Origin of the sequence: Natronospirillum sp., assembly GCF_022565775.1 — a bacterium.
GTDB lineage: Bacteria > Pseudomonadota > Gammaproteobacteria > Pseudomonadales > Natronospirillaceae > Natronospirillum.
Map to the genome: position 1 here is coordinate 1 of NZ_JAIUMC010000031.1, position 12829 is coordinate 12829.

A 12829-nucleotide genomic window follows, 5' to 3' on the forward strand; every position below is an offset into this window, starting at 1 on the left:
CTAGCGCCTGACCTTGCGCCCCGGGCCACTGCGCGCCCCTGAGGTGCTGCGCAGACGTGCCTTGCGGCGCTGATGGCGTTCCGGCTTGCGGGCTGCGCCAACACCGCCCTTCTTGCGTTGTTTGCGCTCGGTTTTTTCTTTCAGCTTGCCGGTGATTTCCGGCACGGGTACAGAGGGCAGGTCGACCTGAGCGGCCAACTGGTCCACGGCGGATTGGTCCAGATCTTTCCATTGCCCCATGCGCAGGTCGGCATCCAGAAAAACACTGGCATAGCGTACCCGTTTCAAGCGACTGACCTTGACCCCCTGTGATTCCCACAGACGCCGCACTTCTCTGTTGCGCCCTTCCATGATCACCACATGAAACCAGCTGTTGGCGCCGCTGCCACCGAACTCCTGAATATCGGTAAAGCGGGCCAGCCCATCCTCCAGCATGACGCCGTCATGCATGGCCTTGACCATCTCGGGGTTGACGCTGCCCAGCACGCGCACGGCATATTCGCGTTCGATCTGCGACGACGGGTGCATAAGACGACTGGCCAGCTCTCCGTCCGTGGTCAGCAACAGCAGACCGGACGTATTGATGTCCAGTCTGCCGACAGTAATCCAACGGCCCTCGCCGGCCGGCGGCAACCGGTCAAAGACGGTCGGCCGACCTTCCGGGTCATCGCGTGTGCAGACTTCGCCTTCCGGCTTGTTGTAAAGGAGAACTCGCCTGACCTGACCCGGCACCGCGATAGCCTGGCCATCAAACACCAGGTGGTCATCGGAAGACACTCGCTCACCGAGACGCGCGGGCAGACCGTTCACTTCAGCCCGACCATCGGAAATCGCCTGTTCCATTTCCCGCCGTGACCCCAGGCCGGCACGCGCCAGTACCTTTTGCAGCTTCTCGCTGGCGGCCGGCTGTGCCTCGGGCGCAGCGGCAGCCGGTGTGGCTGCAGGCTTCCTAGTCCGGGGTTTCTGTCCGGTTCGGGTTGTCCCCGGACGTTTCCGGGCCGGTTTCTGTGTCATTGTCGTTACCGCCTGACTTGATCAGATTGGCCTGTTCGGCCAGTTTCTGTTGAATGATGTCGAATTTTTCCGCTTCCGTCAGCGCATCTTCTGCCACCGCGGCAGAGTCGGGCTGGGGTTCTTGCCCGACGCGCTCACCCTCTGCGGGCTCTTGGGTGTCAATCTCGCTGTCCTGGTCGTCCGCCGCCGATCTGGATCTGATGCTGGACTCGAACTGGTCATTCAGTTCATCCAGTGACTCCCACTGGTCGCTCAGGGACGCATCCAGATTGTCATCATCTGACTCGTCCTCGTCTTCCTGCAGGCGATTCAGCATACCGGCAAACGAACTGCTTTCTTCGGACTGCTCCATGCCGGTCTCCAGGTCGAGTTCCGGTTCCAGCTCCGCCATCGACTTGATCTCCGACAAGGGAGGGAGGCTGTCGAGGCTCTCGAGACTGAAATAGTCCAGAAATTGTGGTGTGGTGGCGAACAACGCCGGCCGGCCGGGCACATCGCGATGACCCACGACCCGCACCCACTCGCGCTCGAGCAAGGTTCTGATGATATTGCTGGCCACGGATACACCGCGCACGTCCTCTATTTCGCTGCGTGTGATGGGTTGCCGATAGGCAATCAGCGCCAGCGTTTCCATCAGCGCACGGCTGTACTTCCGGGGCTTTTCGTCCCACAGTCGCGCCAGCCAGGGATGCAGGCCCCGCTTGGTCTGGAAGCGGAACCCACCAGCCACCTTGACCAACTCGATACCGCGCTGCTCGTTATGCGCCTGCAAGCGGCTGATGATGGCCCGAACCTCGGTGCGGGACACGGGCTGGTCTTCTCCGAACAACAACTGCAGCCGCTCCAGGGTCAGAGGCTGGTCGCTGGCAAACAGCGCTGCCTCGACCACCTGTTCGCGGGCATTGTCCTCATCAGGAAAGCCCTCGAACTGACTGGCCACACTGTCCTGTGTGTTCTGTTGTTCACTCATGATTCCGTTGACTCACTGAAAACCGCGGTTTCAAGCGCTGCCAGATCTGCATCGTCACGGACCTGCAGATAGATGGGACCGTATAGTTCTGCCTGGGCAATTTCAATAATCCGCTCCTTGGTGAGCTCCATCATGGCCAGAAAACTGACTACAGCGCCTGCGCGGCCCTCGTCACGGCGAAAAAGATCGACCAGCCGCACCTGACGGCGCTCACGCAGCAAACCCAGAATGGTCTGCATGCGATCGTGCGTGGACAGCGCCTCGCGGCTGACCTGATGCTGCTCAAACATGGCCTCACGCTGCAATACATGTTTCATGGCCAGCATGACTTCTACAAATTCGACAGGCGGGTGCATAGCCGCAACGCCTTCAATGGCCTCACCGGGGCCGACAAAAAATTCCCGCCCCTGGCGCGGCAGGGCGTCCAGCGATTCGGCAGCAGCCTTGAACTGTTCGTATTCCTGCAGGCGCCGAATCAGTTCGGCCCGCGGGTCTTCTTCGCCTTCTTCCTCTTCATGCCGACGCGGCAACAGCATGCGCGACTTGATTTCTGCCAGCATGGCAGCCATGACCAGGTAGTCACCGGCCACATCCAGCTCCATGTCCTGCATGACATCGACATACTGCATGTACTGGCTCGTGATCTCGAACACATTGATGTCCAGAATGTCGAGGTTCTGCTTTTTGATCAGATAGAGCAGCAGGTCAAGCGGCCCCTCGAAAGCACGCAGAAACACTTCCAGTGCCGCCGGTGGGATGTAAAGATCCTGGGGTATTTCGGTGACCACCTCGCCCAGCACAATGGCGAAGGGCAGTTCTGCTTGCTCGTGCCGGGCAGTCGCTCGCAACGCCGCCAGCCCAACGGGTTGTTCAGGGACCGGATTTGGGGTCGCGTCGGTCATGAGTGCGCTCGCTGGCCTGACATCCACACCACAGTATTCCTCACCGCGCCAACAGGTTCAATGGCCAAAGGCAGCTTCAGAACGCACCACTCAGACATGAAAGGGTTCTGGATTGCCGGCACCCTCACGCAGCTCCTCCGGCTTGTCACCCAGCAGGCTGATGACCGTGGTCGGCACATAGCCGCAATATCCGCCGTCGATCACCAGATCCACACTGTGCTCCAGCGCCTCGCGGATAGCCCAGGGCTCGACCATGGGCTCTTCTTCACCCGGCATGATCAACGACGTGCTGAGCAGAGGCTCTCCCAGCTCGGCCAGCAGCGCCTGGGTGATGGGATGCTGCGGAATGCGCAGACCCAGTTCACGCTTCTTGGGGTGCATCAGGCGGCGCGGCACTTCTCGGGTGGCATTCAGAATGAAGGTGTAGGGCCCTGGTGTATTGTTCTTGAGCAGCCGGAAGTCCATGTTATCCACCTTCGCATACAGAGAAAGCTCCGACAGATCGGAACAAACCAGCGTCAGGTGGTGCCGGTCATCGATTTGGCGAATCTCGCGGATACGATCGACAGCCTGCTTGTCACCCAGGTGACAGCCCAGCGCATAGGCAGAGTCCGTCGGGTAGGCAATGACGCCACCACCCCGAACGATCTCAACGGCCTGTTTGATCAGTCGCAGTTGCGGCGTCTCGGGATGGATGGCAAAGAACTGACTCATATTGCGAACTTCTCCCAGATCGGTTGAATGTTGCGGGGCAGCGCAGGCACCTGCCCCAGGGCCAGCCAGTGCTGGCTGTCGTCGTGGAAATCACTCCCGGAAGACCCCGCCAGGCCATGATCGACGCACAGCTCAACCAGCAATTGTTTGGTATTCGGTGGCATGCCGGGCACCGCGATCTCCAGCGCATCTCCGCCGGCCTCGGCGAAGTCTGCCACCAGTTGCCGACGCTTGCGGCCGGTCAGCTTGTAGCGCTGCGGGTGTGCCAGCACGACCTGCCCGCCGGCAGCATGCACCCAGTCAATCACTTCCGCCATCTCCGGCCAGTGGGACTTCACATCACCCGCCTTGCCCGCGCCCAGGAACCGGCGGAACGCTTGATCGACGCTGCCAATCTGCCCGGTGGCCACCAGGTGCCGGGCAAAATGCGGCCGCCCCGGGAGTTCAGGGGCGTCTTCGGAGCGCACCCAGTCTTCGACACCGGAAAAACCGTTGCGGTCCAGCTTCTGCGCAATGCGCACGGCCCGCTTGCGACGCGCCCGCAACTGCCTGGTCGCGGCAGTCTGGCTGGCGGGGTGATTGGGGTCAAAATCAAGGCCGACCAGGTGCACCAGCACCCCATTCCACACGGCTGACCACTCGACCCCAGTGACATAGTGTAAATCATCAGTCTGCGCGGCCAGCGCCCGGGCCTCTTCCTGCCCCTGCAAGGTGTCATGATCAGTAATGCTGAACCACTTGAGGCCCGCCGCAGCGGCCCGGTTGATCAGTTCCGACACGGGAAGAGAGCCATCAGAGCACAGACTGTGGCAATGCAGATCGACCCGCTCATAACGGGAGCTGCCAACTGCGTCACACGGCCCGTCATCTGGGCAATAGACAGCCTCTGCATCGCTGTTTAAACTGTCGGAATATTGAGTCATGCTGCCGGCCGCTGCAAAAACGCCGAGTATACGTGACATCGAACCTGATTTCTCGTCTGTCATTTTAAGGAAATACCATGTACTACGCGATCATGTCAGAGGACGTGACCGACAGCTTGCCGTTGCGCCGTGCCGCGCGTCCGGACCATCTGGCCCGCCTGGAAACGCTGCGTGATCAGGGCCGCCTGCTGATGGCCGGCCCTCATCCGGCGGTGGACACGGACGATCCGGGTGAAGCCGGCTTTTCCGGTTCGCTCGTGGTGGCTGAGTTCCCCTCTCTCGAGGCCGCCCGGGAGTGGGCAGAGACTGACCCCTATGTTGCCGCCGGCGTTTATGCCCGCACTCTGGTAAAACCGTTCAAGAAGGTACTGCCCTGACCATGAGAAATACCATCATTCGCACACCCGTCTGGTTGCTGACCAGCTTGCTTTTCATCGCCCTGCTGACGCCGGCTACCAGCCTGGCCCAGGAAACCGACGCTAACACGCGCTACATTTCCGATATTCTGCTGGTGCCCCTGCGCACCGGCCCTTCACTGGAATATCGGATTGTGAATGCCGGGTTGCGCAGCGGCACCCAGGTTACCCTGCTGGAAAACGATGCCGCGACCCAATGGTCGCGCATCCGGGTTGGTCAGCAGGAAGGTTGGCTGCCGACCCGCCATCTGAGCGAAGACCCCATTGCGCGAGATCAGCTGGAAGCCATGGAGCAGGAAGTGGAAGAGCTGCGCGCTGAAAATGACCGACTACGGCAGCAATATGCAGATCTGCTGGACGACAACCTTTCCGCCGATGAGGTTTATGCCAACATCGAAGCCGAGCGGGACGATGCTCTGGCCGAACTCGACCGGGTTCGCGAGATTTCGAGCAATGCGCTGATGCTTGATGAACGCAACGAGGAACTGCTCAGCCGCAACCGAATCCTGGAAAACGAGAATGAACAGTTGCGCTCGATCAACGAAAGTCTGGAAGGCGACGCCAACCAGTGGCGCATGATCGTAGGCGGCGGCCTGGTTCTGATGGGCCTGCTGATGGGTCTGATACTGCCACCGCTGATTCGCCGGCGACGCAGTGACGGCTGGAACTGATGCCCTGGAAGCAGGTCACCATCGAGCACTCTTTTGAACCCGACAGCCTCGTCGCGCTGCTCCAGGAAGGAGCGCGCGGCTCGGTGTCACGCTACACCCACTTTGACATTGTGGACTGGGCCAGCCGCTACGCCGCTGAATTGAAGCGTCATCAACCGCTGGAGGGAGACACGCTGAAGCTGTGGCGGGTCGCGGACGACATAACGGTGCGCTGGGAATTGCATATGGCCGGCACCTACTCCATCAATGAAATGAAACGCTTTTCCCAGGTCGATATTCTGCTGCCCAAGCAGTACTTCGAAACCTGGCTCAATGAACTGGATTCTTTATGACCGACACACCATTCCGCACCTTTGTATTGGGTTCTGGCCTGCGCACCCTGGCCGTGCTGGCGGCAACGCTGTTGCTCGCGGCCTGCTCTGCCTCCGACTCGGCGGACTCCGCTGAGAGAGCCGTGAGCGCCGACAGCACAGTGGCTGCTGCAGAACAGGGGCCGCGCGTCGTGCTCACGACCTCCGCCGGTGACATCACACTGGCACTGTATGAAGACGAGTCTCCGATTACGGTCGAGAATTTCCTGCAGTATGTGGATGATGAATTTTACGACGGCCTGATTTTTCACCGGGTCATTTCCGGGTTCATGATTCAAGGTGGCGGCTTCAACGAGAGCATGGCCCAGCAGAGCACTCGAGAGCCGATTCAAAACGAGGCAGACAACGGCCTGAGCAATGACCGGGGCACCATCGCCATGGCCAGAACACAGGCACCGCACAGTGCAACAGCACAGTTCTTCATCAATGTGGGCGACAACAGTCAGCTCAACCAGCGCGGTAACCAATGGGGCTACGCTGTTTTCGGTGAGGTCGTCGAAGGCATGGATGTGGTGGACCGGATTGCTGCCACAGAGACCGGCACGCAGCCGACGCCCATGGGCGCCATGGGCGATGTGCCGGTTGAAGCCATCGTGATCGAACAGATCCGCCGTCTGGAAGACTGATCGCCCCTGACCGGAAAGTCGCTTGCATGCAATTTGCCCAACTGGACACCTCGCAGCCTGACGCACCGGTCGCCACCGCTTTCAGGGATGTCTACTTCAGCCGCTCCGGTGGGGCGGCAGAAACCCGCCATGTTTTTCTGCAGGGTAACGGGCTGCCAGAGCGTTGGCAGACACATCCGCTGCCCTGGTTCAGCGTCGGCGAAACCGGCTTCGGCACCGGGCTCAATTTCCTGGTCACCTGGCAGGCAATGCGCCAGCACGGGAAAGGCCTGCGCCTGCACTTTGTCAGCACCGAGCGCTTTCCCATTCATCCTCGCCAATTGCCTGACCTGCTGCTGCCCCTCTCCACCGAACTGCCGGTCATCAACGAATTTCTGACCGCTTGGCATGACCTGGTGCCCGGCTGGAACCGGTTCAGTTTTTCGGATGCCGAGCTGACCCTGTGGATTGGCGATGCCACCGAGGGCCTGCTGGATTGTCAGGCCGACATCGACGCCTGGTATCTGGACGGATTCGCCCCCGACCGCAATCCCGAGCTGTGGCATCCGGATCTGTTTCACGCTCTGGGCAGGCTGAGTCATCGTGATACCACGGTGGCGACCTACACTGTCGCCCGTGCAGTAAGGGAAGGCCTGACTGCCGCTGGTTTTCAGGTCAGCAAACGACCCGGCTTCGGGCGCAAGCGTCATTGTCTCGGAGGCCGGTTTGCAGGTCTGCTGGGGCCGGTCAGTTCCAGGTCGCGCCACTGGCGGTGGCCAAGACCCGTGGCACACACACCCGAATCGGTGGCCATTATTGGTAGCGGACTGGCTGCGGCAGAACTGGCTCACAGACTGCGTCGGCGCGACCTCTGCGTCACCGTAATCGGCCCGGACGCACCCGAGCATCCCTTTCCCGATGCGGTTCAGGGTGCCGTGTATGCCCGACCCGGACTGGAAGCCGACCCGGCGACCTGCTGGTATGCGGCCGCCCTGTCCTATCGGCTGCGCCTCTGGTCCAGTGAAGGCCATGGCTGGCCAGGCGCACGAACGGGCCTGCTGCAGATGCTGCCGCAAGACCGCTGGCAGCGCCTTTGCGCGGTACTGAACGAGCACCCCTTTGGCCAGTGTGTTCAGCCCATGACAGCGGACCAGGCCACCGACAAGGCCGGAATTCCCTTGCATAGCCCAGCACTCTGGTTTGCTGGTTCCGGCTGGCTGTCTCCCGGCCGCTACAGCCGACTGCTGCTGGGTGATACCCCGACTCTGAAACGCCGCATTGTTTCGCTTGCGCCGCACCCGGATGGCTGGCAGCTGACCAACGATCAGGATGAGCAGCACCTGTTCAGTACCGTTGTGATAGCCGCCGGGATGGCCAGCCGCAGTTGGCCAATCAGCGCCCACCTGCCGCTGCGGCCGGTCAGAGGCCAGTTGACAGGGGTATCTTCTGCTGACGGGCCCGATTGCGTGATCTGTGCCGAGCGCTATGTCACGCCTGCCGGCCCGGACGGCCAGTGGCATTTTGGCGCCACCTTTCAGCCCAGGGACGGCGCAGATGACATCCGCCCTGAGGATCGAGACGAAAACCTGGCCGCCCTGGCTCAGCTGTCGCCTGAACTGGCGCAGCGGGCCGCACAAAACCCGCTCAGCGATGCGGCCGGAGTACGCGCTACAACTCCCGACTATTTGCCCCTTGCCGGCCCGCTGCTGACTGCCGAGGCGCGAGCCCGGAGAGCCACACCACGGCAGGCGCTGCGCGCGGACCTGTTCCACCAGGGTCTTTTTGTTCTCAGCGGCCTGGGCTCCAAGGGTCTCGCTTCGGCGCCCTTGCTGGCAGAATATGTGGCCTGCCAGATCACCGGCGAGCCGCTGCCGTTCGGACACAGTCTCGAGCAGCGGATCCATGCCGAGCGTCACTGGCTGAAATAACCGACCGGAGCAAACCCTTGCGATGAGCCGATATCGACCACCCCGAGCGCCCCGTACCGCCATTATCACGCCGGAAGGCGAACAGTTGTTGCGCCGGGAGCTGCAGACATTGTGGAAAGAAGAGCGCCCTGTGGTGACGCAGGCGGTCTCTGACGCAGCCAAAAATGGCGACCGCTCAGAAAACGGGGACTACATTTACGGCAAGAAGCGGTTGCGCGAGATCGACAGTCGGGTGCGCTTTCTGCGCAAACGACTGGACTCGCTGAAGGTGGTCACCGAGGCACCAGCCGATCACTCGCGGGTGTTCTTCGGCGCCTGGGTGAAACTGTTTGATGAAGAAGACCGCAGCAGCCTGCATCGTATAGTGGGGCCTGACGAGTTTGACCGTCATGCGGAATATATCAGCATCGACGGACCACTGGCACGGGCGCTGCTTGGCAAGCGACAGGATGATGAAATTGCAGTACAGACCCCGAAAGGCCAGCGCCTTTTCTGGCTCGATGCCATTGCTTACAGTGGCGAGCGGCCGCCGGCAGACTGGCAGAGCTGAGTCAGTTCCCGGGCTCGCCGGCTGTCTGTTCAGCCGGGTCCTGGTCGGGTTCACCGAGTTTTACAGGGTTGCCTGTGTCGCCCTTTCCGGGCAATGCCAAACGGCCTGTGGTGGCTTCGCCAGGGCCCGGCAGATTGGCGCGGATAGCTCGCATCTCGCGGATAATGGCTTCACTGGCAACAAATGAGGCCGCCAGTTGCGCCCGCAGATGGCGTGCAGCCTCGCCCCGACGTCGGAACTCGGTCACTGTGTCGTTCTCGGCGTTTTGGCGTGTCACCGGCAGTGCCTTGCCCATGGAGCCTCCTGTCAGTATCAATGGATGGCAAGGCGCTGGCCGCAAAGTCACCACAGTGAGGGCGCCCTGAACACTCATGGTCCGTCTGGACAATTATGGCTGATCAGGCCCGATTTGTCTGCCCGACGGCGGCTGGAAACCTCAGCTCTCTACTGTCACCCTGTGAAACAGGGTACAATCGCGACGCCCATTGATTGCTGCCGGACGCGCGCAGCGGGGCTTCAGACACCACCACAGCGCGGGGACTTCATGGCCAGCCTTTTTGTCAACAACCTGACCGTCATTGATTTCAGCTACCTGGATAGCCGACGGGGTATCGTGGGTGAAAGCTGGATCGTTGATCTTGAGCTCATCGGGGCGCTGAATGATGAAGGCATGGTGTTTGATTTTGGCCATGTCAAAAAGGCCATCAAGGCAGAGATTGACCGGGGCATGGACCACCGCTTCGTCATACCCCTTCACCTGCCAGGCCTGACAATCGAAGAAGACGGTGAGCGCCGTCGCATTGCGCTGCAACACCCTGAACACGGAGTGCTGCTGGACTATCGTGCGCCACAGCAGGCCTTCTACTGGCTGGATGCCGACCGCGTCAATCCTTCGGTGGCATTGGCCGACCTCAATCAGCAGGTGCGCTCCGTGGTACCGGACAATGTCCAGGAAATCCGCCTGACGCTGCGTACCGAGCAGCATGACCAGGCGTTTTACCACTATTCTCATGGCTTGAAGAAACACGCCGGGGACTGCCAGCGCATGGTGCATGGCCACCGCTCGAGAATTCAGGTGGAACAGAATGGTCAGCGCCAGCCAACGGCAGAAAAAATGATCGCAGAGCGCTGGCGCGATATCTATCTGGTGACGCGCGAAGACATCATCGGTGAACGGCGGGTACTGGACACACCATGTTACGATATGGCGTATACCTCAGCTCAGGGCCGCTTTGAGCTGACACTGCCCGCGGCCCGGTGCGATGTGCTGGAGACGGACACCACTGTTGAGCTGATTGCCAGCCACCTGGCGGCAGGCCTCGGCGCCAACGAACCCGACAGTCATTGGCGTGTGCGCGCCTTTGAAGGCGTTGACAAGGGCGCGCTGGCAACCCATGAACCCGACAGTCCACAGACTTCCTGAAACAGGATTACGCATGGCCCTTCAGATCTACAACTCGCTGCACAATCGCAAGGAACCCTTTACCCCGATGGACCCTGAGCGGGTCACGATGTATGTCTGTGGACCTACGGTGTACAACTTCGTGCATATCGGCAATGCGCGGCCGGCAGTGGTGTTTGACACCCTGGTCCGGCTGCTGCACCTGCAGTACCCGCGTGTCGACTATGCGCGCAACATTACCGACATCGATGACAAGATCAATCGTGCGGCCCATGACGCCGGAGAGCCGATCAGCACCTACACCGAGCGCTATACCACTGCTTACCACGAAGACATGGCCGCGCTGCATAATGCCGAGCCCACGATAGAACCACTGGCCACAGACAACCTCGACATGATGCAGGCACTGATAGAACGCCTGATAGAGCGTGGTTTCGCCTATGAGGCAGAAGGTCACGTGTTGTTCCGGGTCAATGCCATGCCGGACTATGGCAAGCTCTCCAAGCGCCGGCTGGAAGACATGCAGGCTGGCGCGCGCGTGGAAGTGGCCGCCTATAAAGAAGACCCGATGGATTTTGTGCTGTGGAAGCCGTCCACCGAAGCCCACGAGCCGGGCTGGGACAGCCCCTGGGGTTACGGCAGACCCGGCTGGCATATCGAATGCACCGCCATGATCAATCGACATCTTGGCCCCACCATCGATATTCACGGCGGCGGACACGACCTGATGTTCCCGCATCATGAAAACGAGGTTGCCCAGGGCACCTGCTGCCATGACGAGCCGGAAGAGTATGTGCGCTACTGGATGCACAACGGCATGATCAATGTCGAGGGCGAGAAGATGTCCAAGTCTCTGGGCAACTTCATCACCGTGCGCGAACTGCTGGCCAGCTACCCGGGTGAGCAATTGCGCCTGGCTTTGCTGTCGGCGCAATACCGCTCTGTGCTCAACTGGTCTGATGACCTGCTGACCCAATCGCGCCAGACGCTGGACCGCTTTTACGGAGCGCTGCGCGACAGTGCTGATCTGGCTGCAAATTCACCGGTGCTGTCAGCGAGTGAACTGCAGGACAGTTCTGTGGTCAAAGCCCTGTGCGACGACCTGAATACACCACAGGCCATTGCAGAGCTGCATCAGTGCACCCATGTGCTCTATGATGAACAGGCCGACAGTGACAAGAAGCAGCGGGCACGCGCACTGCTGGTACAGGGCGCGCAACTGCTCGGCCTGCTCAACCATGAGCCGGAGTCCTGGTTCAAGACCCTGTCGCGCGGTACGTCTAGTATCACCGACGAGCGGATTGAAGCACTGCTGGCCGACCGGCAGGCCGCCAAGAAAGCGCGTGATTTCCAGCGCGCCGACGAGATCCGGGCTGAGCTGGATGCGGCCGGCGTGGAAATCCAGGATACTCGTGAAGGCACACGCTGGCAGTGGAAATAGCCCCGACAGGAGGCACCCATGATCAAACGGACACTGCTTTTGCTGATACGTGGCTATCAGCGCTTTATCAGCCCCTTTACGCCGCCGCGCTGCCGGTTCTATCCGACCTGTTCGCACTATGCGGTAGAGGCGCTGGAGACGCACGGCGCACTGAAGGGCACCTGGCTGACCATAAAGCGTGTACTGAAATGCCACCCGCTGCATCCCGGTGGTATTGATCTGGTACCTGAAACTGACACGTACAAGAACAAGCGGTCAGAGGAATCGCGGAGTGAAAAAACCGATGATTGATGCCCAGTTGCTGCACATTCTGGCCTGCCCTGTCACCAAGGCGCAGGTTTATTTCAGTGAAGACAAGACCGAGCTGGTCTGTCTGGCCAGCCGTCTGGCCTATCCCATTCGTGACGGTATACCCGTGATGCTTGAAGACGAGGCCCGACAGATCGAACAGGATGAATATGACCGACTCAAAAAGAAGTACCGCTGAAAGCCGCCGGGTTTTGCTGCTGGCTGCTCATGGCAGCCGCCTGCAAAGCAGTAACGAGGAGTTCGAAAGGCTGGCCGGCCAGGTCAGAGAGCGCCTGCCGGCGGATTATGATCACGTGGCAACGGCCTTTCTGGAGCTCAGTGAGCCGGGCATCGACAGCACGCTGGACCAGTTGGTGGCCGAAGGGGCGTCAGAGATACGGGTCATGCCCTGCTTTCTGCTCGCCGGTACGCATGTGCGCAATGATATTCCCGGCATCGTCGAAGAGGCCCGGGCGCGGCATCCGCAGGTACGCATCGAATTGTTGTCGCATTTGGCCGCGGATGCGGGGTTTGTCGATTATCTGACCGGCCTGGCGAGCTGAGGCGTCTCCTCTGTAGGCCAGGGGCGTAAGCCCCGCTCAGCGGTGCAGCCGCCTTGAATGAGGCCTGCGGC

17 protein-coding genes are annotated in these 12829 nt (G+C 60.7%); 11 read left to right on the forward strand and 6 right to left on the reverse strand.

Annotation, left to right across the window (positions count from 1 at the left end):
• The 5 genes from rluB to LAT62_RS07940 form a co-directional block, all read right to left on the reverse strand.
• On the reverse strand, positions 1–1014 hold the full coding sequence (rluB, locus tag LAT62_RS07920) for a 23S rRNA pseudouridine(2605) synthase RluB (protein ID WP_293381616.1): 1014 nt from the start codon (positions 1012–1014) through the stop codon (positions 1–3).
• Positions 950–1984 (reverse strand): SMC-Scp complex subunit ScpB, encoded by a 1035-nt coding sequence (gene scpB, locus LAT62_RS07925; RefSeq protein WP_293381619.1) that lies wholly within the window; start codon positions 1982–1984, stop codon positions 950–952. The genes rluB and scpB overlap by 65 nt, the downstream gene beginning before the upstream one ends.
• Positions 1981–2886, reverse strand: coding sequence for a segregation/condensation protein A (locus tag LAT62_RS07930; RefSeq protein ID WP_293381622.1), 906 nt, complete (start codon positions 2884–2886; stop codon positions 1981–1983). Before LAT62_RS07930 ends, scpB begins: the two co-directional genes overlap by 4 nt.
• A 90-nt stretch (positions 2887–2976) precedes the next feature.
• Positions 2977–3600 (reverse strand): L-threonylcarbamoyladenylate synthase, encoded by a 624-nt coding sequence (locus LAT62_RS07935; RefSeq protein WP_293381625.1) that lies wholly within the window; start codon positions 3598–3600, stop codon positions 2977–2979.
• Positions 3597–4586, reverse strand: a complete 990-nt coding sequence (locus LAT62_RS07940; RefSeq protein ID WP_367120543.1) for a PHP domain-containing protein — start codon at positions 4584–4586, stop codon at positions 3597–3599. The genes LAT62_RS07935 and LAT62_RS07940 overlap by 4 nt, the downstream gene beginning before the upstream one ends.
• Positions 4587–4600: 14 nt before the next feature.
• Between LAT62_RS07940 and LAT62_RS07945 the strand changes: the two genes are divergently transcribed.
• From LAT62_RS07945 to greB, 6 genes are read left to right on the forward strand one after another with little or no spacing between them, the layout of a single operon-like run.
• The gene (locus tag LAT62_RS07945) at positions 4601–4900 is read left to right on the forward strand and encodes a YciI family protein (protein ID WP_293381628.1); all 300 of its coding nucleotides are present in this window, start codon (positions 4601–4603) and stop codon (positions 4898–4900) included.
• Positions 4901–4902: 2 nt separating this feature from the next.
• Positions 4903–5610, forward strand: coding sequence for a TIGR04211 family SH3 domain-containing protein (locus LAT62_RS07950; protein ID WP_293381631.1), 708 nt, complete (start codon positions 4903–4905; stop codon positions 5608–5610).
• Complete coding sequence (locus tag LAT62_RS07955; protein WP_293381634.1) at positions 5610–5942, forward strand: hypothetical protein; 333 nt, start codon at positions 5610–5612, stop codon at positions 5940–5942. Before LAT62_RS07950 ends, LAT62_RS07955 begins: the two co-directional genes overlap by 1 nt.
• Before the next feature lie 53 nt (positions 5943–5995).
• Positions 5996–6607, forward strand: a complete 612-nt coding sequence (locus LAT62_RS07960; protein WP_293381700.1) for a peptidylprolyl isomerase — start codon at positions 5996–5998, stop codon at positions 6605–6607.
• Between the two features lie 26 nt (positions 6608–6633).
• Positions 6634–8514 carry an FAD-dependent 5-carboxymethylaminomethyl-2-thiouridine(34) oxidoreductase MnmC gene (gene mnmC / locus LAT62_RS07965; RefSeq protein WP_293381637.1) on the forward strand — a complete coding sequence of 627 codons (1881 nt, stop codon included), beginning with the start codon at positions 6634–6636 and terminating at the stop codon, positions 8512–8514.
• Between the two features lie 22 nt (positions 8515–8536).
• Positions 8537–9064, forward strand: coding sequence for a transcription elongation factor GreB (gene greB, locus LAT62_RS07970; RefSeq protein WP_293381640.1), 528 nt, complete (start codon positions 8537–8539; stop codon positions 9062–9064).
• A gap of 1 nt (position 9065) precedes the next feature.
• Here greB and LAT62_RS07975 read toward each other — a convergent pair whose 3' ends face one another.
• Entirely contained in the window at positions 9066–9359 is a 294-nt protein-coding gene (locus tag LAT62_RS07975) for a hypothetical protein (RefSeq protein WP_293381643.1), read from the reverse strand.
• 249 nt (positions 9360–9608) lie between these two features.
• Here LAT62_RS07975 and LAT62_RS07980 point away from each other — a divergent pair, with 249 nt between their 5' ends.
• From LAT62_RS07980 to LAT62_RS08000, 5 genes are read left to right on the forward strand one after another with little or no spacing between them, the layout of a single operon-like run.
• Entirely contained in the window at positions 9609–10487 is an 879-nt protein-coding gene (locus LAT62_RS07980) for a 6-carboxytetrahydropterin synthase (RefSeq protein ID WP_293381646.1), read from the forward strand.
• 13 nt (positions 10488–10500) lie between these two features.
• Positions 10501–11907 carry a cysteine--tRNA ligase gene (cysS, locus tag LAT62_RS07985; RefSeq protein ID WP_293381649.1) on the forward strand — a complete coding sequence of 469 codons (1407 nt, stop codon included), beginning with the start codon at positions 10501–10503 and terminating at the stop codon, positions 11905–11907.
• An 18-nt stretch (positions 11908–11925) separates the two neighbouring features.
• Positions 11926–12198, forward strand: coding sequence for a membrane protein insertion efficiency factor YidD (gene yidD / locus LAT62_RS07990; protein ID WP_293381652.1), 273 nt, complete (start codon positions 11926–11928; stop codon positions 12196–12198).
• Positions 12179–12394: a Trm112 family protein gene (locus LAT62_RS07995; protein WP_367120544.1), complete on the forward strand. Its 216-nt coding sequence runs from the start codon at positions 12179–12181 to the stop codon at positions 12392–12394. Before yidD ends, LAT62_RS07995 begins: the two co-directional genes overlap by 20 nt.
• The gene (locus tag LAT62_RS08000) at positions 12366–12758 is read left to right on the forward strand and encodes a CbiX/SirB N-terminal domain-containing protein (RefSeq protein WP_293381655.1); all 393 of its coding nucleotides are present in this window, start codon (positions 12366–12368) and stop codon (positions 12756–12758) included. The genes LAT62_RS07995 and LAT62_RS08000 overlap by 29 nt, the downstream gene beginning before the upstream one ends.
• The last annotated feature ends 71 nt before the right edge of the window (positions 12759–12829 follow it).

Bases quoted from the DNA above. Each gene is read 5' to 3' on its own strand.
- cysS (WP_293381649.1), top strand. From the start codon at position 10,501: ATGGCCCTTCAGATCTACAACTCGCTGCACAATCGCAAGGAACCCTTT.
- LAT62_RS07950 (WP_293381631.1), top strand. From the start codon at position 4,903: ATGAGAAATACCATCATTCGCACACCCGTCTGGTTGCTGACCAGCTTG.
- LAT62_RS07945 (WP_293381628.1), top strand. From the start codon at position 4,601: ATGTACTACGCGATCATGTCAGAGGACGTGACCGACAGCTTGCCGTTG.
- LAT62_RS07975 (WP_293381643.1), bottom strand. From the start codon at position 9,359: ATGGGCAAGGCACTGCCGGTGACACGCCAAAACGCCGAGAACGACACA.
- LAT62_RS08000 (WP_293381655.1), top strand. From the start codon at position 12,366: ATGACCGACTCAAAAAGAAGTACCGCTGAAAGCCGCCGGGTTTTGCTG.
- LAT62_RS07955 (WP_293381634.1), top strand. From the start codon at position 5,610: ATGCCCTGGAAGCAGGTCACCATCGAGCACTCTTTTGAACCCGACAGC.
- mnmC (WP_293381637.1), top strand. From the start codon at position 6,634: ATGCAATTTGCCCAACTGGACACCTCGCAGCCTGACGCACCGGTCGCC.
- scpB (WP_293381619.1), bottom strand. From the start codon at position 1,984: ATGAGTGAACAACAGAACACACAGGACAGTGTGGCCAGTCAGTTCGAG.
- greB (WP_293381640.1), top strand. From the start codon at position 8,537: ATGAGCCGATATCGACCACCCCGAGCGCCCCGTACCGCCATTATCACG.
- LAT62_RS07980 (WP_293381646.1), top strand. From the start codon at position 9,609: ATGGCCAGCCTTTTTGTCAACAACCTGACCGTCATTGATTTCAGCTAC.
- LAT62_RS07940 (WP_367120543.1), bottom strand. From the start codon at position 4,586: ATGACAGACGAGAAATCAGGTTCGATGTCACGTATACTCGGCGTTTTT.
- rluB (WP_293381616.1), bottom strand. From the start codon at position 1,014: ATGACACAGAAACCGGCCCGGAAACGTCCGGGGACAACCCGAACCGGA.
- yidD (WP_293381652.1), top strand. From the start codon at position 11,926: ATGATCAAACGGACACTGCTTTTGCTGATACGTGGCTATCAGCGCTTT.
- LAT62_RS07930 (WP_293381622.1), bottom strand. From the start codon at position 2,886: ATGACCGACGCGACCCCAAATCCGGTCCCTGAACAACCCGTTGGGCTG.
- LAT62_RS07935 (WP_293381625.1), bottom strand. From the start codon at position 3,600: ATGAGTCAGTTCTTTGCCATCCATCCCGAGACGCCGCAACTGCGACTG.